Source organism: Staphylococcus argensis (assembly GCF_002902305.1).
In the GTDB taxonomy this organism is placed as follows: domain Bacteria; phylum Bacillota; class Bacilli; order Staphylococcales; family Staphylococcaceae; genus Staphylococcus; species Staphylococcus argensis.
On record NZ_PPPX01000011.1, the window covers coordinates 119788 to 141447 of the forward strand.

Annotated in this window: 20 protein-coding genes and 1 riboswitch; of the genes, 4 read left to right on the forward strand and 16 right to left on the reverse strand. The window is 39.6% G+C overall.

The window, feature by feature from the left end:
• Positions 1–127 precede the first annotated feature (127 nt).
• The 8 genes from CD039_RS07580 to hutU all read right to left on the reverse strand — a co-directional run bounded on the left by CD039_RS07580 (position 128) and on the right by hutU (position 9151).
• The gene (locus CD039_RS07580) at positions 128–1423 is read right to left on the reverse strand and encodes a Na+/H+ antiporter NhaC family protein (protein WP_103371989.1); all 1296 of its coding nucleotides are present in this window, start codon (positions 1421–1423) and stop codon (positions 128–130) included.
• Positions 1424–1497: 74 nt separating this feature from the next.
• A riboswitch (SAM riboswitch) is annotated at positions 1498–1597 on the reverse strand.
• A gap of 130 nt (positions 1598–1727) precedes the next feature.
• Positions 1728–2315 (reverse strand): hypothetical protein, encoded by a 588-nt coding sequence (locus CD039_RS07585; RefSeq protein ID WP_103371804.1) that lies wholly within the window; start codon positions 2313–2315, stop codon positions 1728–1730.
• 6 nt (positions 2316–2321) lie between these two features.
• A complete protein-coding gene (locus CD039_RS07590; protein WP_103371805.1) occupies positions 2322–2885 on the reverse strand; it encodes a hypothetical protein in 564 nt (187 codons plus the stop codon).
• Positions 2886–3041: 156 nt separating this feature from the next.
• Positions 3042–3653, reverse strand: coding sequence for a flavin reductase family protein (locus tag CD039_RS07595; RefSeq protein ID WP_103371806.1), 612 nt, complete (start codon positions 3651–3653; stop codon positions 3042–3044).
• A gap of 136 nt (positions 3654–3789) precedes the next feature.
• Positions 3790–4671: an SDR family oxidoreductase gene (locus CD039_RS07600; protein ID WP_103371807.1), complete on the reverse strand. Its 882-nt coding sequence runs from the start codon at positions 4669–4671 to the stop codon at positions 3790–3792.
• A gap of 253 nt (positions 4672–4924) precedes the next feature.
• Positions 4925–6046, reverse strand: coding sequence for an amidohydrolase (locus tag CD039_RS07605; protein WP_103371808.1), 1122 nt, complete (start codon positions 6044–6046; stop codon positions 4925–4927).
• Between the two features lie 202 nt (positions 6047–6248).
• Positions 6249–7490 (reverse strand): imidazolonepropionase, encoded by a 1242-nt coding sequence (gene hutI, locus CD039_RS07610; protein WP_049412317.1) that lies wholly within the window; start codon positions 7488–7490, stop codon positions 6249–6251.
• On the reverse strand, positions 7490–9151 hold the full coding sequence (gene hutU, locus CD039_RS07615) for a urocanate hydratase (protein ID WP_049407525.1): 1662 nt from the start codon (positions 9149–9151) through the stop codon (positions 7490–7492). The genes hutI and hutU overlap by 1 nt, the downstream gene beginning before the upstream one ends.
• Positions 9152–9458: 307 nt before the next feature.
• On the opposite strand from hutU, the gene CD039_RS07620 reads away from it, so the two are divergent.
• A complete protein-coding gene (locus tag CD039_RS07620) occupies positions 9459–10328 on the forward strand; it encodes a LysR family transcriptional regulator (RefSeq protein ID WP_167386248.1) in 870 nt (289 codons plus the stop codon).
• A 199-nt stretch (positions 10329–10527) separates the two neighbouring features.
• Here CD039_RS07620 and hutG read toward each other — a convergent pair whose 3' ends face one another.
• Positions 10528–11463, reverse strand: coding sequence for a formimidoylglutamase (gene hutG, locus CD039_RS07625; protein ID WP_103371810.1), 936 nt, complete (start codon positions 11461–11463; stop codon positions 10528–10530).
• Between the two features lie 291 nt (positions 11464–11754).
• Between hutG and sdpC the strand changes: the two genes are divergently transcribed.
• Positions 11755–13029 carry a peptidoglycan release complex CPBP-like subunit SdpC gene (gene sdpC / locus CD039_RS07630; protein ID WP_103371811.1) on the forward strand — a complete coding sequence of 425 codons (1275 nt, stop codon included), beginning with the start codon at positions 11755–11757 and terminating at the stop codon, positions 13027–13029.
• Between the two features lie 64 nt (positions 13030–13093).
• Here the strand turns inward: sdpC and CD039_RS07635 are convergent, their stop codons facing one another.
• The 5 genes from CD039_RS07635 to CD039_RS07655 all read right to left on the reverse strand — a co-directional run bounded on the left by CD039_RS07635 (position 13094) and on the right by CD039_RS07655 (position 17011).
• On the reverse strand, positions 13094–13783 hold the full coding sequence (locus CD039_RS07635; RefSeq protein WP_103371812.1) for a ribose 5-phosphate isomerase A: 690 nt from the start codon (positions 13781–13783) through the stop codon (positions 13094–13096).
• A gap of 73 nt (positions 13784–13856) precedes the next feature.
• Positions 13857–14867 carry an aldose epimerase family protein gene (locus tag CD039_RS07640; protein WP_103371813.1) on the reverse strand — a complete coding sequence of 337 codons (1011 nt, stop codon included), beginning with the start codon at positions 14865–14867 and terminating at the stop codon, positions 13857–13859.
• Positions 14868–15140: 273 nt separating this feature from the next.
• Positions 15141–15767 carry a DUF805 domain-containing protein gene (locus CD039_RS07645; RefSeq protein ID WP_103371814.1) on the reverse strand — a complete coding sequence of 209 codons (627 nt, stop codon included), beginning with the start codon at positions 15765–15767 and terminating at the stop codon, positions 15141–15143.
• Between the two features lie 36 nt (positions 15768–15803).
• Complete coding sequence (locus CD039_RS07650) at positions 15804–16394, reverse strand: DUF805 domain-containing protein (protein WP_103371815.1); 591 nt, start codon at positions 16392–16394, stop codon at positions 15804–15806.
• A 32-nt stretch (positions 16395–16426) separates the two neighbouring features.
• Positions 16427–17011, reverse strand: a complete 585-nt coding sequence (locus CD039_RS07655) for a DUF805 domain-containing protein (RefSeq protein ID WP_167386240.1) — start codon at positions 17009–17011, stop codon at positions 16427–16429.
• Positions 17012–17154: 143 nt separating this feature from the next.
• Between CD039_RS07655 and CD039_RS07660 the strand changes: the two genes are divergently transcribed.
• Both CD039_RS07660 and gltS read left to right on the forward strand, forming a co-directional pair.
• Positions 17155–17763: a DNA-3-methyladenine glycosylase gene (locus CD039_RS07660; protein WP_103371817.1), complete on the forward strand. Its 609-nt coding sequence runs from the start codon at positions 17155–17157 to the stop codon at positions 17761–17763.
• A gap of 528 nt (positions 17764–18291) precedes the next feature.
• Positions 18292–19500, forward strand: coding sequence for a sodium/glutamate symporter (gene gltS, locus CD039_RS07665; protein ID WP_103371818.1), 1209 nt, complete (start codon positions 18292–18294; stop codon positions 19498–19500).
• Between the two features lie 99 nt (positions 19501–19599).
• Here gltS and fni read toward each other — a convergent pair whose 3' ends face one another.
• The gene (fni, locus tag CD039_RS07670) at positions 19600–20640 is read right to left on the reverse strand and encodes a type 2 isopentenyl-diphosphate Delta-isomerase (protein ID WP_103371819.1); all 1041 of its coding nucleotides are present in this window, start codon (positions 20638–20640) and stop codon (positions 19600–19602) included.
• A gap of 59 nt (positions 20641–20699) precedes the next feature.
• On the reverse strand, positions 20700–21644 hold the full coding sequence (gene corA, locus CD039_RS07675) for a magnesium/cobalt transporter CorA (protein ID WP_103371820.1): 945 nt from the start codon (positions 21642–21644) through the stop codon (positions 20700–20702).
• Positions 21645–21660: the final 16 nt, after the last annotated feature.

The following is a 21660-nucleotide window of genomic DNA, read 5'->3' on the forward strand; positions in this document are numbered from 1 at the left end:
TATTCATTTTACCTTTAATATTAAAATGCCGTCAATGTTAACGGTAAAAGTCACCGTAGTAAACTCGCGCCGACTATAAACAAACACCGATAAGACACACGTTTGTCTTACCAGTGTTTCTCACTCTTTAATGACGTTCTTTTAACTTAGGAAATTTGAAGAATATGGCAAGTAAGCCACAAACGCCGAGTAGTATCGGATAAATACAATATGGCACAAGTGCAACGGGCGATATGCTTGCTACTCCGGCAGCTGCGATTAACTGTGGACTATAAGGTAACAGTCCTTGGAAACAACCACCAAAAATATCTAATATACTTGCGGATTTACGAGCATCGACACCGTATTCATCTGCGATATCTTTCGCTAGTGGTCCAGACATCAAGATAGAAATCGTGTTATTCGCAGTAGAAATATCTGCAGCACTCACAAGCGTTGCAATACCATATTCTGCACCACGTTTCGATTTCACTTTACTGCGTACAAAGTTGAGCAACCACTGAATTCCGCCGTAATATTCAATAATCGCAACTAAACCACCGATTAAGAGAGCAAGAATAGCGATATCTTCCATACTTTCGATACCTTTTGCCAGTGATTTTAACAAGCCTACCCACGAGTAGGAACCGTCTATAAGCCCAATCGCGGCTGAAAGTACAGTACCGCCGATGAGCACGACGATTACGTTCAGACCAACGAGAGCAAGAATAAGTACGAGAACGTAAGGAATCACTTTAACTAAATCGTAGTGATAGCTCCCTGTATGCGCAAGACGTACACCACGTGTCATCCACCACAGAATAATCATCGTCAAAATAGCACCTGGCAAGACAATCTTGAAGTTCACACGGAATTTGTCTTTCATATTCGTATGTTGAGTACGCACTGCAGCAATCGTCGTATCTGAAATCATGGACAAGTTGTCACCAAACATTGCGCCGCCAACGACCGTTGCCATTGTAATCGCTGCTGAGACGTCTGTCGCTTGTGTTAAGCCGAACCCTACTGGCGCAATTGCAGCAACTGTTCCTACAGATGTACCCATGGAGATGGAGACGAACATACAAATGACGAACAGTCCTACAATCAAGAGGTTCTCGGGGATGAGCGTCAACCCTAGATTAACAGTTGATTTCACGCCGCCCATATCTTCTGTCGCTTGTGAAAATGCCCCCGCGAGTAAATAGATGAGCACCATCAATAAGATATTCGAATGTCCTGCCCCTTTCGTGAACACTTCTACCTTTTTATTAAAAGGCACCTTGCGATGGATGGTTAATCCAAATATTGCTGCGGCGATGACAGCGACGTTAAGTGGCATAATCGTAAAGTCACCTGTCGCTATTCCGACTCCTAAGAAGAGCACAATAAATAATATGAGTGGGGATAAGGCCCATAAACTTCCTTTCTGCCCGTTATCCATGTACATCTCACTTCCTCTTTCTACTTAAAAAGCTCTTTTCTCACTAGAAGAAAAGAGCTTTGAATTCGTTATCAACCTTATCTTCAAGCAAATCATTGCTACTGGAATTGGCACACGCGTGACCATGCTGCCGAAGCTTCGTCGGGCCAGTCCCTCCACTTCTCTTGATAAGCTATATTATATTTAATCTTACATTACATGAATTTATATCTTGCGTCAATCCTAAGTGAATATTTGTTGTTGATTATTGCTTGTTTCATGGCTATTTGCGCACTTCTCTTTTTAAAACCACTATCCGCCTAACTCATTCTTCCACCTGATATTTGCGTAGGTAGTAAATTAGCACGAATGTGAAACCGATAAAGATAATAGTGCTAATAGTAATTGTTGGCCAGTTTGTATAATATACTCCTAACAAAATAGCGATGAGTGAAGCACCTAAAATGATTAATATTGAACCTAACCATCGCTTTGCTTGTTGATTGGAAATCATTTTAACCTGAATTGCATCACTTAAATTTGCTGAGACCTTTAAAATATATTCGAGAATGACAATAAAGAACATACTTAAAGTTGATAAATAGAGTATTGGAGAGCTTTCCTCTCTTCCAAAATAATAGATCAATGGTCCCAGTAGCAGTACATAAAATACTGACATAAGTATCAATAATGTATATGCGAGACCGCTCGATAACTTCAAGTGTCCTTGTGCTAAGTTCCAGCGTACTTTAAGAAAGTTTAACGCCATCATACTTAACAAGAACACAATAGCTATTACGATAGATACGATACTTGGAAGAATTAACACACTGCAACACAACAGTGCCAATCCTATAAACCATACACCAATTTTCCAGAAAGCATAATATTTAATCACACTATTAAAGTTCATATCATCTTACTCCTTGATGTCATAGCGATAGATAAAGAAAGAAGTAACTACACATAAAGCTAGCCATAACAGAAAGCCGATTACTCCTAAAATAGTGTAGCCCTCTCTAATAGTATAATTGCTAATGATAAGTAGAAGCGGATTGGCAATCAACCATATGGGCAGTACTTTTCTTGCAAGCTGACGTGGAATATATTTCTTCGCCGTTTTATGCTGACCGCCAATTTTTAAATAATAAGTTAATACACCAACATTAAGCACAGAAATTGTTGTAATTACACCACTCATATCACTACCAAATTTTATCGTATTAAGAGAGAGTCCTATAAATACGCCCGCCATCATTATCTCTAAAATAATGTACCAGGTGTAAGCTAGAATTGGCGGTTCATTAATAATTTGATGAGTAATATTATATTTAACTTCTGACCATCCGATATATATCGAAATAAGATAGCACATGACAGCTAGTATAGTAGTAAGCCATATGATATGCGATGCAAACCCTATTATTAGGAAACCAACGAACAATATAATACCTATCCAACGAATTGGATGCCTCTTCTCCACGACTTCAACCTCCTATAGCGTGCAATCACCTATAGGATAGTTGAAAGCCTATATCATTTACAAGTTGCGTTCCAAACTTATAGAATACAATGTATTTAACTCTACAATACCTTCAGCTTCGAGCATGATTCCATAATTTCTAACCGCTTCATCCAACTAGCTCTCTGGCCGTTCGATCGTAAACTGCTCACCTAATTTTGAATAATTTGAGCCAGAAAGCCGGGCGATCGCATTGAGTTGATCTGCATTAATTTTAGTATCATCGTAATAAATGTCATCATCAATGTGATAGTGAACGACCTCACCGATAATTATATCTGAACCTTCGATTTCATCACCTAACGGAATCAATTGATGTAAACGACATTCGAAACGAATCTTCGCCTGTTTCACTCCAGGAACTTTCACAGATTCTGAAGGTACAACTTCTAAATCAGTAAAGTTGAGTTCGTTAACTGAGCGATCGTGTGAAGCGGCAGTAGTATTAACGGCTTCAATAATGTCTTCGTCCGTGATATGTACGACAAATTCTTCGTTATTGAGAATATTTAAAGTCGTATCCTTTCGTTCTCCGTCCTTTCTACCTACAGAAATCATGACCATTGGCGGTTCTGCACATACTGCGTTAAAGAAACTGAATGGCGCCGCGTTCAAAGTCCCTCGTTTATCGTGTGTTGTCACGAAAGCGATAGGTCGCGGTATAATCCCTCCAGTAAGTAACTTGTAGTTCTGAGTCTTTGATAATTCCACTGCTAAAAATTGTTTCATAATACATCCCCTCATTCCTAACAAATTTCTTCTACACCTACATTGTTTATAAAAAACGTATCGATACAGAACGATGATCTATACCGATACGAATGTCAAAGTACTTCTTAAATTATGAAATTGCTTCTATGTTGCATTAATCGATTTGTGCGCCGCCTGTCACACCGTAAACTTGTCCAGTTGTGTAGCTTGCTTCTTCAGATTCTAAATGAACGTAAATACCTGATAATTCAACTGATTGACCGGCACGTCCCATCAATGAATTCTGACCGAATTCTGGAATCTTAGACTGTGGTTGTCCACCTGAAATTTGAAGTGGTGACCAGAAAGGACCCGGTGCCACACAGTTCACGCGAATACCTTTTTCAGCCAATTCTTCTGAAATACTTTTAGTCAAGGAAATAATGGCTGCTTTAGATGCCGCGTAATCGTGTAAGATAGGATTCGGTTTGTAACCTTGAATAGAAGACGTTGTCGTGATTGTCGCACCAGGTTGAAGATAGTCTAAGGCTTTCTGAACCGTCCAGAATATAGGATACACGTTCGTTTCAAACGTTTCTGTGAATGCTTCAGTAGAGAAACCTTTAATGTCATCGTGATATTGTTGATGTCCTGCGACAAGTGTCACGTTGTCTAAACCGCCTAATTCGTTATAAGCTTGTTCGACTAAATCGTAATTAAATTGTTCATCGCGAACATCTCCGGGAATTAAGACTGCTTTGCGGCCTGCTTGTTCGATGACGGATTTCACTTCTTCGGCATCCTCTTGTTCTGCTGGAAGGTAGTTGATTGCTACATCCGCACCTTCTTTCGCATAAGCAATTGCTGCTGCACGGCCGATTGCTGAGTCGCCACCTGTCACTAACATCTTGTAATCAGTGAGTCGACCATGACCTTGGTAAGACGTTTCACCACAATCTGGTTTCGGTTCGAGTTTGCTTTGTAAGCCAGGTACCGGTTGTTCTTGTTTCGGATATTGCTTACTTGAGAATTTCGTTCTAGGATCTTGAGCTGCCATCATCAACACTCCTTCATAGTATGATTTCTTTATATATTTACCCATGTTTAAGTTTGATTAATACATCAAATATGAAGCGATAAGGTGTGATTGATTTTTGTTGAAAATGACAACTAGCATGACAGCACTTTTTACAATACTGTTTACCTCCTAGTAACCACTAATTCTCGTCAGCCGTTTTACCAGCTCACTCACCCGTTATAGTGATTTAACCGACGTAACCCATTATTGAAAATCCGCCCATTTTACCAACTTAATCGTCTAAAAGTTGATGAATCAAAGTTACGAAGTAGTCGGGCGCTAACTCGAAGATACGCTCATCCGCATCATACTTCGGATGGTGCAAGTCATAATCACTTTGTGAACCAATCAATGCGAAGACACTCGGGTAATGTTTCGAATAGCCTGAGAAATCCTCACCAATGGTTAATGGCTCATCCAGCATCGTCACGTCATATCCGACCGCTTTGGCTACATTCACTGCACGGTCTGTGAGTTCATCGTCGTTCACGACTGCACCAGGTAGATAATCATACGACACGTCAATGTCGACATCGAAAGTTTGTGCTAATCCATCAGCAATCGTATTTAAGCGGTGCTTGATCTTCGTTCTTACTTCCTCGTCAAAGGTGCGTACTGTACCTTGCATGTAAGCTTGGTCAGCGATGACGTTCCATGTACTACCACTTGAAACTTCACCTATAGTCAACACTGCATCATCGAAAGCAGATAGATTACGGCTCACGATAGATTGAATGCTCGTGATCAGTTGACCGAGGACAATAACAGGGTCATTGCCTTGTTCGGGTTTGGCAGCATGTGCGCCTTTGCCTTTAATCTTAAATTCAAAGCGATCCACGGCTGAAGTCAACACCCCTGGCTTGATCGCATATTCTCCAACCTTCATAGACGGATAGTTATGGAAACCAAGTACCGCCTTCACTCCATCTAGCACGTTCGTCTCCGTAATATAGGAGGCGCCGTAACCTAGTTCTTCAGCGGGTTGAAAGAGAATACGTACCCTTCCATTCAACTCATCTTCATGTGCTTTCAATTTCATCGTTGTCGCGAGAATCGTCGCCATATGAATATCATGTCCACACGCGTGCATAACGCCTTCGTTCTGTGAAGTAAAGTCGTGTGTCACTTGTTCATCAATAGGCAACGCATCAATATCTGTACGTAATGCGACAAAGGTATCCCCTTGCCCAACTTCCGCAACAAGCCCTGTTTTCAGTGGCAAATCTAACACGTGGACATTATGTTCCTCTAATATGTGTTTCAGACGTTGCGTTGTCTCATATTCATTCTCAGATAGCTCGGGATATTGATGGAAAGTTCTCCTCCATTGCACGATGTCTTGATATTGAACCATCTTATCCTCTCCTCTTAGTGTTTTTGAATATAATACTATACTAACACAATTTTCTAAATATTTGTTAGATTCTAAATACAATTGTACTTTTTTAGCTCATAAAATAGAGGGACCTTCACTTGGAAAGTCCCTCTACACATTTATTCTCAAGCATATATTATATTCTACTGCCTTTTTCGTCGAAAGATGTCACTTTCTCAACTTATTTCGCATCGATGCTAAATGTGTTGTCGGCAATCATTTTACCATTCTGAATCACGTATTGTGCATGGTTAATACCGTAGTGATATGGAATGTATTCGTGGTTTGGTGCATCCCATACAACGATATCTGCAGTGTCCCCTTCGTTGATTGTACCTGCATCTGCATCAATAGCTTTCGCAGCGTTTACTGTTACCGCGTTCCAAATTTCGTTTGGAGTTAATTTCAATTTCAACGCCGCGATAGACATTACGAGTTGAAGGTTGTTTGTCACACAACTACCTGGGTTGAAGTCTGTAGCAATCGCAATGGCACCATTGTTGTCGATCATGCCACGAGCGTCTGCGTACTCTTCTTTACCAAGATAGAATGTAGTACCTGGTAATAAGACTGCTACTGTTTCGCTGTCGCTTAACTTCGCTTTGTCTTCGTCACTTGAAGCAACGAGGTGGTCACCTGAAATCGCACCTTCGTCGATCGCTAAGCCTAAGCCACCTAATGGATCGATTTCGTCAGCATGGATTTTCACTTTGAAACCTTGTTCTTTCGCTGCTTGCATATAGCGTCTAGATTCTTCTACTGAGAAGACATCTGTTTCACAGAAGATATCTGCGAAGTCCGCGTATTCTTTCATTTCTGGTAAGAGATCGATCATCTCTTGTAAGAATGCTTGGTTAGATTCCGCATCTTTCGGTACTGCGTGTGGTCCTAAGAATGTGTGTTTGATTCTTAAACCATATTTGTCAGCTAAGCGATGAGCAACACGTAATTGTTTCAATTCGTTCTCTCTATCTAAGCCGTAACCACTTTTACATTCAATTGTTAGCACACCGTGTTCTACCATTGTTAAGATATCTTTTTCAGCTTTTTTGAAAAGCTCATCTTCTGAAGCGTTACGTGTAGCTTCAACTGTAGATAAGATACCTCCACCTTGCTCAAGGATTTCTAAGTAAGAAACACCTTGGCGTTTCAATGACATTTCGTGTTCGCGTGAACCACCGTGAACTAAGTGTGTGTGCGCTTCAACGAGTGCTGGAGATACAACTTTACCTGTCGCATCAATTGTCTTCTCTGCTTCGTACTCGTCAGTGTGTGGTCCTGAGTAGACTACTTTGCCGTCTTTGACAACGACTGTACCATTTTCAACAATTTCAAGTTCGTCTAATTCTTTACCCTTTAAAGGTTTATCTGTGGACTTTGGTAACAGTAATTGACCGATATTTTGTATCAATAAGTCGTTCATTATTTATCACCCTTGTTTGTAATTGTTGGTATTTGGATACCTTTTTCTTTCGCCACTTCGATTGCTTTTTCATAACCAGCATCAGCATGACGTACTACACCCATACCCGGATCTGTAGTAAGTACGCGTTCTAAACGACGTTCTGCTTTCTCAGAACCGTCAGCAACGATAACCATACCTGCGTGTAGAGAGTAACCCATACCTACACCGCCACCGTGGTGGAATGAAATCCATGAGCCACCTGCAGCTGTGTTGATTAAAGCGTTAAGTACAGCCCAGTCACCTACTGCATCTGAACCGTCTCTCATAGATTCAGTTTCACGGTTTGGACTTGCTACTGAACCAGAGTCTAAATGGTCACGTCCGATAACGATTGGTGCAGAGATTTCACCTTCACGAACTAAGCGGTTTAACGCTAAGCCCATCTTCGCACGATCTCCGTAACCTAACCATGCGATACGAGATGGTAAACCTTGGTATTCGATCTTTTCAGAAGCTAAGTCTAACCAACGATTTAATTTCTCATCTTCTGGGAATAATTTCTTCATTTCTTCGTCCGCACGTTCGATGTCTTTAGGATCACCACTTAATGCAGCGAAACGGAAAGGTCCTTTACCTTCACAGAATAATGGACGAATGTATGCTGGAACGAATCCAGGGAAGTCAAAGGCATTCTCTACGCCATTGTTGTATGCAACTTGGCGGATGTTGTTACCATAGTCGAATGCGATAGCGCCACGTTTTTGGAATTCAAGCATGTATTCCACGTGTTTCGCCATAGATGCTTCAGATTCTTTCACATAGCTCTTAGGATCTTCTTCACGATATTTGTTTGCTTCTTCAACACTGTAACCTTGTGGTACATAACCATTTAACGGGTCATGCGCACTTGTTTGGTCAGTGATGATATCAATGTGGAAGTCACGATCTAAGATTTCTTTGTGTACGTCTACTGCGTTACCTAGTAAAGCGATAGAAAGTGGTTCGCCTTTGTCTTTCGCTTCTTGAGCCATACGTAAAGCTTCATCTAAGCTATCTGTCTTAACGTCACAGTAACGTGTCTTGATTCGTTTGTCGATACGAGTTTCATCCACTTCAACAGCGATGACTACCCCACCGTTCATCGTAACAGCGAGTGGTTGCGCACCGCCCATACCGCCGAGACCAGCAGTTAAAGTGATTGTACCGTTTAATTTACCATCATAGTTTTGGTTAGCAAGTTCGCCAAATGTTTCGTAAGTACCTTGTACGATACCTTGAGAGCCGATGTAAATCCAGCTACCTGCAGTCATTTGACCATACATCATTAAACCTTTTTTATCTAATTCGTTAAAATGATCCCAGTTTGCCCATTCAGGTACGAGCACTGAGTTTGAGATTAATACGCGTGGTGCTTCATCATGTGTCTTGAAGACTGCGACAGGTTTACCTGATTGAACAAGCATTGTTTCGTCTTTCTCTAAGTTTCTTAATGTTTCTTCAATCGCTTCGAATGATTCCCAGTTACGTGCTGCACGACCGATACCACCGTATACGACTAAGTCTTCTGGTCTTTCAGCTACTTCTGGGTCTAAGTTATTGTATAACATACGTAATACTGCTTCTTGTTCCCAATCTTTACATTCGATGTCTAAACCTTTCTTTGCTTGAATCTTTCTCATGATATACACTCCTCATCTGATTGTAATTAACCCTTTGTTCCGTGAGTGAAAGCTTTCTAGTTGTCATTCGACAATTCCACTCTCACTCTCTTGCTGCGTTAACTTGATGCTTAGTGACATTAACGTGTTGCGTTGAACGATAAGCAACGAGTACAAATTCATAAATTTCTAACTATTCACTTTTTCTCGTTTACTTATTTTTCAGTGCGTTACGCTTTTATTATATCGCAGTTAGATATAGACTACCAATATAAATAAACTAATTATTTATAAACTCAAACTATAAATGACGTCGAGGTGACTTATGATAAAGATCATTCAATTAGAATATTTCATCGCAGTCGTTGATAATAACAGCTTTACTAAAGCGGCTGACTTCTTACATATTAGCCAACCTTCCCTTACTGCTACCATTAAAAAAATGGAAGAGCGGCTTGGCTATGATTTATTTTACCGAACGACAAAGCAAATTCAGATCACAGAAAAAGGCATACAGTTCTATCATCACGCAATCAAACTCGTACAGAATTACAAACAAACGATGGAGAAAATGTATGATTTGAACTTGAGTGATACGCCTAAAATTAAAATTGCGTTACTAGAGTCGACGAGTCAGTGGATGTCTCAAGTACTCGCTCGGCACCACGCAGAATATGAAGATCAGCGCTATATGATATCTGAGGTTCACGATATGAATGAAGTGACCGACAGTTTACTCAACTTTAATCATCATGTCGCGATCTCAAACGAAGAAATTAAGCATGAACATATCACTTCCATCCCACTTTACAAAGAATCGTACGTCTTGCTCACGCCTAAAGATGAATTTCCACGTAAGCAGTCGATGTCGATTGAGAATTTGCCACTCATCGTGCCGAATAAAGGTTCACAAGTACGAAAGCATCTAGATGATTATTGTACACGCATCGGTATTCACCCCAATATCATCGTAGAATCTGACCGCTTCGAAACTGCATTGAACTACGTCCATCGTGGCATGGGCTACGCCGTACTCCCACGCGTCTACTATCAATCCTATAATGCGCGCGACTTAGATGCATTTGAAATCAAACCTAAGATGATCCGAGCATTGTACATCAATTATTTGAAGAAACGTCAGCATTCAGACAACGTCAAATCCATTATTCAATATAGTAAAGAGTACTGGGATATATAGTAGAAAGATGAAGTGGTGACGAGATTAAATGAGGAACAATCAGAAAAAGTGAGTACTAAAGAACAATCGCCAAATGGAATCAAGTAAACACTCCTATTTCTTTTCCTCACTCAAAAATGAGACAACGTCGAGTTCAATAGACGTTAACACGAAAAATGGTGCAGAAACCTCACATGATTTCTGCACCATTTTTACTATATTATCTGATAAAGTGATGGAAGAAATTTGCTGTCAACTTCGCCGTACGATTGTCCACATCATACGTCGGATTCGTTTCCGCAATACTAATTGTTGACACCTTGTCACTTGGAATAATGCGTTTGGCCAACTCTAACACGATGTGCGGATAAAGTCCTAATACTGCCGCTGCACTCACACCAGGTGCAAAGGCACTATCAATGACATCCATACAAATCGTAAACATAATCACATCGTGGTCATGTATATAACGTTCAATCTTGTCCTTAACCGGAGGAGAAACTTGATGTAACAGCTCATCTACGAAGACGTAAGAGACATTTTTCTCATCTGCGTAATCAAAGAGCCCTTGCGTATTCGCACTTTGTTGAATACCTAGTACGAAATAATCAGCATTATCATCTTGTTCGAGGATTTGTCTAAAGCTCGTACCAGACGTTGAACCAGACTCTTCTCGTGTATCGAAATGCGCATCGATGTTAATCACACCTATTGATTCATCTGGATATGCATCTCTGATACCTAGATATTGAGCATACGCAATATCGTGTCCCCCACCAATCAAGAAAGTCTGACGATGACGTTGAATAGAACGAGAAACGAGTTGCGCAAATTCTTGTTGTGTCTCTTCTAACGGTCGATCATCTTCATGCTCAACATTGCCGTAATCTGTCACTTCTGTATCGCCAAACATCGGTAGAGAAGCGAAAGCACCTTTAATCGCATTCGGGCCTTCTTTCGGACCCACGCGACCTTTATTGAGTTTGACACCGTAGTCTACTGCGTAACCAATCATACCTACACCACTACGTTGTGATGATGACGCGTCTTCTTTCAGATTGCCAAAGTTAACCGTTTGGAAATGACGGAACTGTCTTGGATTCGTTTCACTGTCTAAACGACCTGTCCAAAGATCTTTTTGTGGTTCTTTATACATAATGCTCCCCCTTTTAATCTTTACATCTCTCAGTATACGCTTACACCTTTGTATTTACAATTTCTAATTTCCCGTACTCAATGCGAATAAACCCGCCAACTTTCTTTCCTCAAGAGAGACTGGTGTGATAGACATGTCACATCTCGCTATTAAATATTTCATTTAGGTAAAATTTTGTTAACACTATTACATTTCAATGATAAATTCGCTATTCTGTTTTATTTAAAACGCACTGTTATGTATAATTGACAATAAATGAATTTTTTTGAACACCTTATTGGAGGGTACATAATGAAACAGACACGAATATCGGGATTCCAGTGGGCAATGATGGTCTTCATCTTCTTTATAATCACAGAAGTACTCCACATGATTCTCGGCGATTTCCAACGCGCCATTCATGTAAAGCGTTATCTATTTGATATCCGTTCCATTGCACCACTCGTGGCAGCAATCATTTGTATAATCATTTTTAAACATCGACAAATACAACTACAAAGCATGAAATTTACTTTGAGCTTTAAAGTTATCGAGCGCATGATTCTCGCGTTGATACTCCCTGCGTTGATCTTTATTCTTTGCATGGTCAGTTTCAACGTGTTTGCAGATAGCTTTATCTTATTACAAGCAGACGACTTATCTGTATCCGTCATTTCGGTATTAATCGGTCAATTGATTATGGCCTTTATCATCGAACTTGGCTTCCGTTCTTATTTACAGAACGCTTTAGAAACGAAACTCAATACATTCTTTGCATCTATCGTGGTCGGCATTATTTATGCCATCGTTAACGTGCATTTAGAATTCAGTTTCACTTACACACTTTATAGCATGCTCTATGCCTTTACGTTCAGTATGTTAATCGGTGAACTTATCAGAGCTACGAAAGGTCGTACAATTTACATCGCGACGTTATTCCACGCAGCGATGTCCTTTGGTCTCGTCTTTCTATTCAACGAAGAGCTAGGCAACGTCTTCGCTATGAAAGTGATCGCGTTAGCTACTACAGTAGTGGCTGCAGGATACATTATCTTAACGTTAATTATTCGTGGTGTGACTTATCTCTTCACACGTAAAAGTTTAGACGAAGTCGAAGCGAACAACTACATGGATCATTTAAATGATAACAGTGATTTAGAAACGGCTGATGATAGTAAAAAAGCGAGCGCTAAGAACAAGAAATCACAATCAACGACCAGCAAAAAAGATAAGACAATTTCAGATGATGATAGAGCTAAAGCCGCAACTGCTGGTGCTGTAACAACAAAAGCTAGCAAAGGTCAAAATAATAAAGACGCATCAGCTCAAGAACAACCAAAAGAAAAAGAAACACAACCACAAGAGGAAGCAGCGAAAGCAGAAACAACAAAGTCAGATGAAGCAACATCTTCATCTGATTCAGATGCACTCGAACGTGCACAAGCTTCAGTGGAACACAGTGAAGATACAATTCAACGTCCAACTGATAAAGACAGAACTGAACTAGATAAGACTGAAAGCACAACAGACACACATGGTGAACGTACATCTTTTAACTTAAAAAATGAACACGATCACCGTCGCTAATATTACTTTCTAAGCATACGAAAGCACTCAACTCATTGTTACGAGTTGAGTGCTTTTCTTCTATTTATTCATCTTTATACTGTATCTTCACACCATCTTGCGTACCTACAATGGCCTCTTCTGCCGTATCTAAGAAATAACCTGTTTCTAACACACCGATGAGATGGATAAGATACTCATGCATTTCATAAGGGTTAATCTTGTCATAAAGCACTAAGTCGAGAATGTAATTCCCATTATCTGTAATAAATGGCACATCATCTGCCATACGACGAATCGCTTTGACATTTTTATCTTTCTCAATTCGCTTCGCAATCAAGAGCCAGTTAAATTTGTCCACCTCAACGGGTAGCTTAAACGTTTGTCCTAAGTAATCGACTGTCTTTGATTCATCCGCTACGACGATGAATTTACGTGCCATTGAATCGATCACTTTCTCTCTAAATAAAGCGCCCCCGCCACCTTTAATCAGATTGAGATGACCATCGATTTCGTCTGCACCATCAATCGCAACATCGACATGGTCGACATCATTGACATCAACGATCTTCAAACCGCGTTCTTTCGCGATATAATCCGTCTTATTCGACGTACAAACTCCTATGAGATCTAAACCTTCACGCTCAACTTTGTCCGCAATCTTAGGCACGAGTAGCTCTATCGTTGACCCAGAGCCAATGCCCAACACCATATTGTCGTGAATGTGATTCAAAGCATCGTCAAATGTGCTCAATTTCAGTTGTTTCGAATCCATTATGTTTCCCCTTTACCATGCGTTATTTTACCTTTATTGTACATGAGAATGTGTGAAAGTCCTAGACGAAACCTTACTTTTTTGTAATACGATATGACGTTTTTGAGTAAAATGGTTGCTCTGCTTCTAAAATACTTTTAGCTTTTTCACCGAAAATATTAATATCATTAGGCAAACATTGCGTTTCTAATGTGAAACCAGAATGCGGCTTATAAATATTGAAACTACTGTGCCAATCTTTACTATCATTTAAAGTATAAATCACGATATTAGGCATATCTGTTTCTACTTCTAAAGAAAAGTTATTATTCTCTACTGTCATCCGTCCTTCTTCTGGAGCGAAAGGATGATCTAAACCACCGAACTGATTAATCTGATCACAAATATTCGCGCCACCACAATTAAAGATGTCATCTAGTTGAATACGTGACGTATGGAATTCTCTCGTTAAATCGATGGGTTGTGTAGATTGAACTAAACGTTCTTTATTTAAAGGATAAATGTTCAATTTATCGCTCACAAGATAATGGTTATCAATCACGTTATTATCTCGATTCAAATTGAAATAGACATGATTAATAGGATTAAACAGTGTACGTTCAGTCGAAGTTGCTTTGTACTCTACTGACCATCGATGTTCCATATCGTACGTATGGATGACTTGAATATCCATATCGCCTGGATATCCATCTTCTTCACTGCGAAGTTGCGTCGTAAAGATAATCTTTACGCGGTTGGCTTCCTCCTGAATGTCATAGTCGAAGAAGCGTGAATCCAAACCGTTCGTACCACCATGTAAATGATGTGCTCCATCATTCTGCTCGAGTTGGTAAGTCGTATCGTTCAGTTGAAACTGACCATTCTCAATACGACCACCATAGCGACCTACAGTAGCACCAAACTTGAATGGATTCTCTCGGTAGAATTCGTCCGCTTCGACGACATTCCCTAGCACGATATTATTGTCATCGTATTTCCATGACACAATACGTGCTCCGTAATTCGTAAAGACAATCTTCGTTTCCTCGTTGTTGATCTTGATTAAATCTAAGCCATCACGTTGGTGTTCAATTTCAGCAAACATAACCTTACTTCCTTTCAATCAAACTCTTCAAACATCTTCTGAAACTTCTCTTTATCTTCAGTATTTAATTGTCAGATTTATTTTACTTACCTTTAACTATATTGTAACAATTTAGTCAAATTTAATTCTAGGCGAACATACAAATTTTAGTATGCAATTTTTCTATATATTGAACTTATAAAGCGCTTTCTTATCATATACAACAATCCTGAAACCCTAGACTCTCCATTTTTTAAAATAATCATGGAAAATCTAACATTTCAGGATTGCTAATTAGAAGATACTTAATTTCGAGTCGTCACCATATTGTGCCGATGGATATTTCGTGCTTTCACCGTATTTATTACGTCCCTTTTTACTATCTAAACAAGCAATGATGATAAAGTAAATAAACATAATGAAACTTAGGAACATCGCACTTACGCTAAGAATATCTAATACTAAATTGATAATTCTACCCGTATCGTCAGAAGTCATAGCGTAAGAGGTCATTGCAAAAGAATTCATTCTATGTAAAACTAAGCCGAACTCCCAAAAGGTAAGAACAGAATTTATCAGAAATGTAATTGCAAAAAGACTTATCTGTAAAATACCATGTTGCCCTATATCATGGAAACGTCGCAATACCAGACTTAAATTAGGTATAAATGTAACCAAAATATATGCAAATACATATGCCGTTAATATACCAAATGTATCTGTTATAATCACAAGTAATGTGTCATCCATCGTTGTTAGTACAAGAAGAGAAGCAATATAATATAGGATATAATACAAGATGATTGGCAACACCATTAAAAAATTCCACAGTGCCATCCACCAGACTTCACTGGATCGTGCACGTCCTTTGAAATTAGCATAATTCTTCCAATAACTTTTGAAAGCTTGCCCAAATCTCATAGAATTTTTCGCTCCTTTACCAATTTAAATGTTTATTTAAAATACTGTAACTTTCGATTCATCACCATACTGTGCGGAAGGATATTTCTTACTTTCGCCGTATGGATTGTGGCCTCTTTTACTATCTAAACAAGCAATGACAATCACGTAGATAGAGATAGCAAGAAGGATTATACCCCCTATAAAAATAACAATAAGGGTACCTAAGCCTACGTCCTGTCCAAAATAAGAAATATACATTTGCATAAGGAAACTCAACACCCACGCAACAATATAAAGTATAATCGGAAGTGCCGTGCCTCGGCCTGTATCGTGAAAACGTCTCACCATTAAACTTAAATTAGGTACCACAGTTGCAAGGAAATAGATAAGACCATAAATACCTGCTATAAATAAAATAAACAATCCAATGGCCATCGGTGCAACATCCGGGTCATTTGGATCTGAGATAACTCCGACTAACAAAAACATATAGCCGATTGTTGTTAAAACTATTGAAGGAAGCGAAAAGATGAAATTCCATAACATCATCCACCAATATTCACTACGTCTCGCTCTACCTTTAAAGTTAACATAATTCTTCCAAAAGTTTTTAAATGATTGTCCAAAGCCCACAGCTTTGTTCATGTCACCATCTCCTTTTCTGATTATGATTTGTATTAAATCAATCTTATTTTATCCTCATCTTCATATTGAGATGAAGGATACTTCGGGCTATCCCCGTATTTGTTGCATCCTTTTTTACTATCTAGTGAAATGAATGCAATTAAAAAGATAACGATAGCAATAGTCATTAATATAAGCACATGCTTCAAAATTTCAAAGTTCGCTTTTTCAAAATAATTCAGAGGATCAAATATTACTATATAACTTATGATGAAATATGTAACATATAACACAAGCGGACATATTGAACTGCGTCCTATGTCATGAAAACGCCTAATAAGCAAACTCAAATTAGGTATAAACGTTAAGACGACATATCCTAAACATACATACTTTGTCGCATGAAAAATAAGACCAATAATTAAAAGAGGTATAAAGTTTAGAGTAGTAATCAATGCCATTATTGATAAGATTGTTAGTACGATAACGATTAAATAAAACGCTAAAAAAGGAATCACCATAAAGAAATTTCCTAGTACCATCCACCAGAATTCGCTACGTCTCGCCCGACCTTTGAAATTGAAGTAGTTCTTCCAATAACTTTTAAATGCTTCGCCAAAAGTAGTAGAAGGTGTCATATATCTCAACTCCTCATGATGTTTTTCTCTACAAATCATTAAATTGACTTCTAGCGCAACATTATATTACCATTAACCAACAAACTTTTTAACCATTAATTTAAAATTTTTAAAATAAATACGTTTAAAGAGAGGTTCGTAATATGGACTTTATAAATAACGAAACAATTCAAACCGCTAAAGATTTATTGGGCGTGCAAGTGATCTATGAGGATGACGATCAAACTTATACAGGCTACATCGTTGAAACTGAAGCATATCTTGGCTTTCAAGATCAGGCTGCTCACGGCTTTAAAGGTAATCGCACACCTAAAGTTGAATCACTCTACAAATTAGGCGGCACGATTTATGCACATGTTATGCACACGCATCTGCTCATTAACTTCGTCACTCGTACTGAAGGCGTGCCAGAAGGTGTCTTGATTCGAGCAGTCGAACCCGAACAAGGAATAGAACGTATGCGTGAAAACCGCAATAAAGACGGATATGAATTGACGAATGGTCCAGGTAAATGGACGAAAGCTTTCAATGTTCCACGTCGCTTAGATGGTTCAAGATTAAACGAAGGTCGCTTAAAGATAGATATCAAACATCGCAAGCATCCGCGTGATATTGTTGAAGATGCACGTATTGGTATTCCAAAAAAAGGCGAATGGACTGAGAAACCGTTGCGCTTCACTGTTAAAGGTAATCCTTTCGTGTCTCGTATGCGCAAGTCAGACATGATGAACCCTGACGAAACTTGGATGTAAGAGATTCACGCTATCATAATAATCATGAAGTGATATTACCTATTCCACGACGCGAGGTAGTATCACTTTTTTTTGAATTAAAGTGTCAACAAAATATCGACGCTACCGCTATTATTGGATCTCCTATTTCACCCTCCGTAGCTTAACAGCCCTTACACTTAAACATCGTCTTGCCTACCATCCCACCCACTACTTATACGTCATGACATAAAAATTCACATTGTAAAGATATTTTTAATATTATAACCAAAAGTAGATTTATATGATTAATATATGTATAATGGTTATTATGGGTTTTTGTAAGCCCTTACTCATCTTACATACTATGTTTCTAGTATTGTATTCCGTAGCCTTAAGGTGATTAGACATGCGATGATATACAACTCATTGACTTAACTCTAAAGCGCTACACACCGACTAGAACAAACATCTCCCAAGAAGCTGCGTTTTATCACTTACATATTAATATCTATATCTTGCACTGTCCCTACCTTAACCTACACATTTAATATAAAGGGGGAATGAATCATGATCGAATTAGATGCGATTACAACACTTGCGCTTGCCGCATTATTATTCTTACTTGGCGTCTTTATCGTTAATCATGTTTCAATCTTACAGCGATTGTGTATCCCAGCACCCGTTATCGGTGGACTTATCTTCGCAATCGTTGTCGCAATACTACAATCTTTAGATATCGTCACAATTAAATTAGATTCAGATTTTATCCAGAACTTCTTTATGATGGCCTTCTTCACGACAATCGGTCTTGGGGCCTCATTGAAATTACTACGCTTAGGTGGCAAAGTGCTCATTCTATACTTTATCTTCTGTGGTATTATGGCGCTTTGTCAGAACTTCATTAGTGTAGGTTTAGCAAAAGTTTTACATATACCAGGTTTACTCGGTTTAACTGCAGGTTCCATGTCTATGGAAGGCGGTCACGGTAACGCACTTGCATACAGTCAAACAATTCAAGAAATGGGTATCGACAATGCCGTTACAGCTGCACTAGCCGCTGCTACACTTGGTCTCGTTGCAGGCGGACTTATCGGTGGCCCTGTCGTTAAATTCTTAATTAACCATTATAATTTGAAACCGAAACATGCCGAAGAAACAACGAAAGACTACAGTGAAGTCGATTATAATGAGAAACTGCACAAGAAGATGTCAACAACTAACGTTTTCTTCGTTCAATTCGCAGTCGTGGCAGTATGTATGGCCATTGGCTCTTATCTCGGAGATTTATTTACGAAATATACAGGACAGAGCTTACCTGTCTATATAGGTTCGATGATTATCGCAGTGATCGTCCGTAACATCTCAGAATTTGGTAATTTCGAACTCATCGATATGAAGATAGTGAACTACATCAGTGATATTTCACTAGGTCTTTTCCTATCGATTGCCTTAATGAGTATCAAACTCACAGAGATTTATCACCTAGCGATTCCGCTCATCGTCATCGTTGCAGTTCAAGTTATCTTTATCATCCTCTTCTCTATCTTTGTCGTCTTTAGAGGATTAGGTAAAGATTATGATGCAGCAGTTATGATCGGTGGCTTTATCGGTCATGGGCTCGGTGCGACACCGAATGCGATGGCGAACTTAGACGTGATTACCAAGAAATTTGGTGCGTCTCCGAAAGCCTATCTCGTCGTTCCGATTGTCGGCGCGTTCTTAATTGACTTACTCGCGATGCCGATTATCATGGGCTTCATCAATCTCGTGCATTAATCGTTTCATCATTTCGGTAAAATGCATAAAAGGAAGGTGACAACATCTCGAAACGTTGTCACCTTCCTTTTTATACTGCTTCAATTTACAACTCTACCACTACAGTTTCAAATCACGTTGTTCAATCCATGTTAATAAATCAGGACTCAATACTTTATCCGCATGCGACAACGCATCTACTGTGCGCGCGTCCAGCATCGTCATAATCTTCTTCATGTGTTGATGGAAAGCGTTCACATATTCAATCGCGCCATCTACACCATGTTCTTCCACTTGATTTAAAAATGGTCGAGACATCCCTACTGCTCGTGCTCCCAATGCTAAAGATTTCACGACATCAAGCGGTGTGCGTACACCCCCACTTGCTAGGATGTTCATCGAATTCTGATACCCCGTACTTTCAAGTAAGGATTCTACTGTCGACTGTCCCCAATTAGATAAATAACTCATATCTTTAAGATCACGGCGTTCATTCTCAATATCTACAAAGTTAGTTCCGCCACGACCACTCACGTCTACATAGCGTACTCCGACCTCATACAACTGTTTCAACGTCTCTTTGCTCATACCGAAGCCGACTTCTTTGATAATGACAGGAACGTCTACCGTTTCAACGATAGCCTTAACATTCTCGATCCACGTAGAGAACGTACGATTACCTTCAGGCATCACGAGTTCCTGCGGCGCATTAACGTGAAGTTGTAATGCTTGTGCATCTAGCATTCGCACCGATTCCACTGCTTTATCCACTGGCACATCTGCACCAACGTTACTAAAGATGACGCCGTCTGGATTTACTTCGCGAACAACTTGGAAAGACGGTGCCATGTCCGGATTACGCAAAGCAGCATGTGTTGAACCTACTGCCATAGCTAAACCTGTTTCTCGCGCCACACGTGCGAGCTTCTCATTAATTTGTTTCGTCCACTCGCTTCCACCTGTCATCGCATTGATATATAAGGGGGAAGAGAGCTTGAAGTCACCGAAATGCGTAGCTAAATCGACATCCTCAACGTCGATAGAAGGGATAGAATGATGCACAAATCGAATCTTATCGAAGTCTGACACAGGTTGATCTTGTTGCGCCATCGCTATCTCCACGTGTTCATTTTTACGTTGTTCTCTCTTCAAATCACTCATAATTGCCCTACTTTCCCTCTCGTTATCATAATTCTCATTTCAAGGCTACTGGCTTACCTTTAGAACCACTTTTTCTTTTTAAAATAAATCACAAAGCCTACCGCAATCAACAACATCACGCCTAAGACGACGAAATAACTATAGTGCCACTTGAGCTCTGGCATATAAGCAAAGTTCATACCGTAAATACCTGTGATTAACGTCAATGGCAGGAATATCACAGACACGAGCGTCAAGACCTGCATCACACTGTTCATCTTGAACGAGGTATACGACTCGTAGTTCGCACGAATTTCGTCCGTCATCTCTTGAGCTAACTGCAATATATTGCGTTGCTTAATCAAATGGTCGTTGACATGTTGAATATAAAGTTGCTGACGTTCTGTGTTACCAAAGTCTCCATCTTTCATTACAGTATCCACGAGTTCGCGCATCGGATACACAATCCGCTTCAACTTGATCATCGTCGAACGTAGTTGAAAGACCCGATCCATCAATTTCTGATTCGACGTATCATCAACATGCGCCTCCTCAAAGTGATAGACCCTATCCTCAATGTGGTAAACGGGTTCAAAGTATCGATCTACCATATCATCGAGCAGGTGCAACGCGACTTGTTGATTATTCAATTCTCTCTCAGTAGACTGAAGATCTTTGAGCACCTGCGCTACACTCTCTATCTCGTGATGATGATAAGTCACGAGTGTCCGTCCTATAGTAAAGATATTTAACGCTCGTGGTGCATACGTCTCTACATCGATACTATGTAAGACCATGTATTGATAAGTATCGTAAGCCTTAAATTTCGCCCGTGGTGTCTCATTCACTGTATCATCAATTTCAAGTTTATTAAAGTTAAAATGCGATTCTAGTATGCGATTCTCCGAAGCAGTCGGTTGAGCGAAATCATACCAAATAAATTGTGCTTCATCAGGAACGTGATTGACGTCAGACGCAACTTGTAAAGACGTCTCTTCACTCTGATAGTAAATGGATAGTGTCATGGTCTCACCTCGAGTC

Coding starts and splice junctions, on each gene's coding strand:
- CD039_RS07580 (WP_103371989.1), bottom strand. CDS start 1,423: ATGGATAACGGGCAGAAAGGAAGTTTATGGGCCTTATCCCCACTCATA.
- CD039_RS07585 (WP_103371804.1), bottom strand. CDS start 2,315: ATGAACTTTAATAGTGTGATTAAATATTATGCTTTCTGGAAAATTGGT.
- CD039_RS07595 (WP_103371806.1), bottom strand. CDS start 3,653: ATGAAACAATTTTTAGCAGTGGAATTATCAAAGACTCAGAACTACAAG.
- CD039_RS07600 (WP_103371807.1), bottom strand. CDS start 4,671: ATGGCAGCTCAAGATCCTAGAACGAAATTCTCAAGTAAGCAATATCCG.
- CD039_RS07605 (WP_103371808.1), bottom strand. CDS start 6,046: ATGGTTCAATATCAAGACATCGTGCAATGGAGGAGAACTTTCCATCAA.
- hutI (WP_049412317.1), bottom strand. CDS start 7,490: ATGAACGACTTATTGATACAAAATATCGGTCAATTACTGTTACCAAAG.
- hutU (WP_049407525.1), bottom strand. CDS start 9,151: ATGAGAAAGATTCAAGCAAAGAAAGGTTTAGACATCGAATGTAAAGAT.
- hutG (WP_103371810.1), bottom strand. CDS start 11,463: ATGTATAAAGAACCACAAAAAGATCTTTGGACAGGTCGTTTAGACAGT.
- sdpC (WP_103371811.1), top strand. CDS start 11,755: ATGAAACAGACACGAATATCGGGATTCCAGTGGGCAATGATGGTCTTC.
- CD039_RS07635 (WP_103371812.1), bottom strand. CDS start 13,783: ATGGATTCGAAACAACTGAAATTGAGCACATTTGACGATGCTTTGAAT.
- CD039_RS07640 (WP_103371813.1), bottom strand. CDS start 14,867: ATGTTTGCTGAAATTGAACACCAACGTGATGGCTTAGATTTAATCAAG.
- CD039_RS07645 (WP_103371814.1), bottom strand. CDS start 15,767: ATGAGATTTGGGCAAGCTTTCAAAAGTTATTGGAAGAATTATGCTAAT.
- CD039_RS07650 (WP_103371815.1), bottom strand. CDS start 16,394: ATGAACAAAGCTGTGGGCTTTGGACAATCATTTAAAAACTTTTGGAAG.
- CD039_RS07655 (WP_167386240.1), bottom strand. CDS start 17,011: ATGACACCTTCTACTACTTTTGGCGAAGCATTTAAAAGTTATTGGAAG.
- CD039_RS07660 (WP_103371817.1), top strand. CDS start 17,155: ATGGACTTTATAAATAACGAAACAATTCAAACCGCTAAAGATTTATTG.
- gltS (WP_103371818.1), top strand. CDS start 18,292: ATGATCGAATTAGATGCGATTACAACACTTGCGCTTGCCGCATTATTA.
- fni (WP_103371819.1), bottom strand. CDS start 20,640: ATGAGTGATTTGAAGAGAGAACAACGTAAAAATGAACACGTGGAGATA.
- corA (WP_103371820.1), bottom strand. CDS start 21,644: ATGACACTATCCATTTACTATCAGAGTGAAGAGACGTCTTTACAAGTT.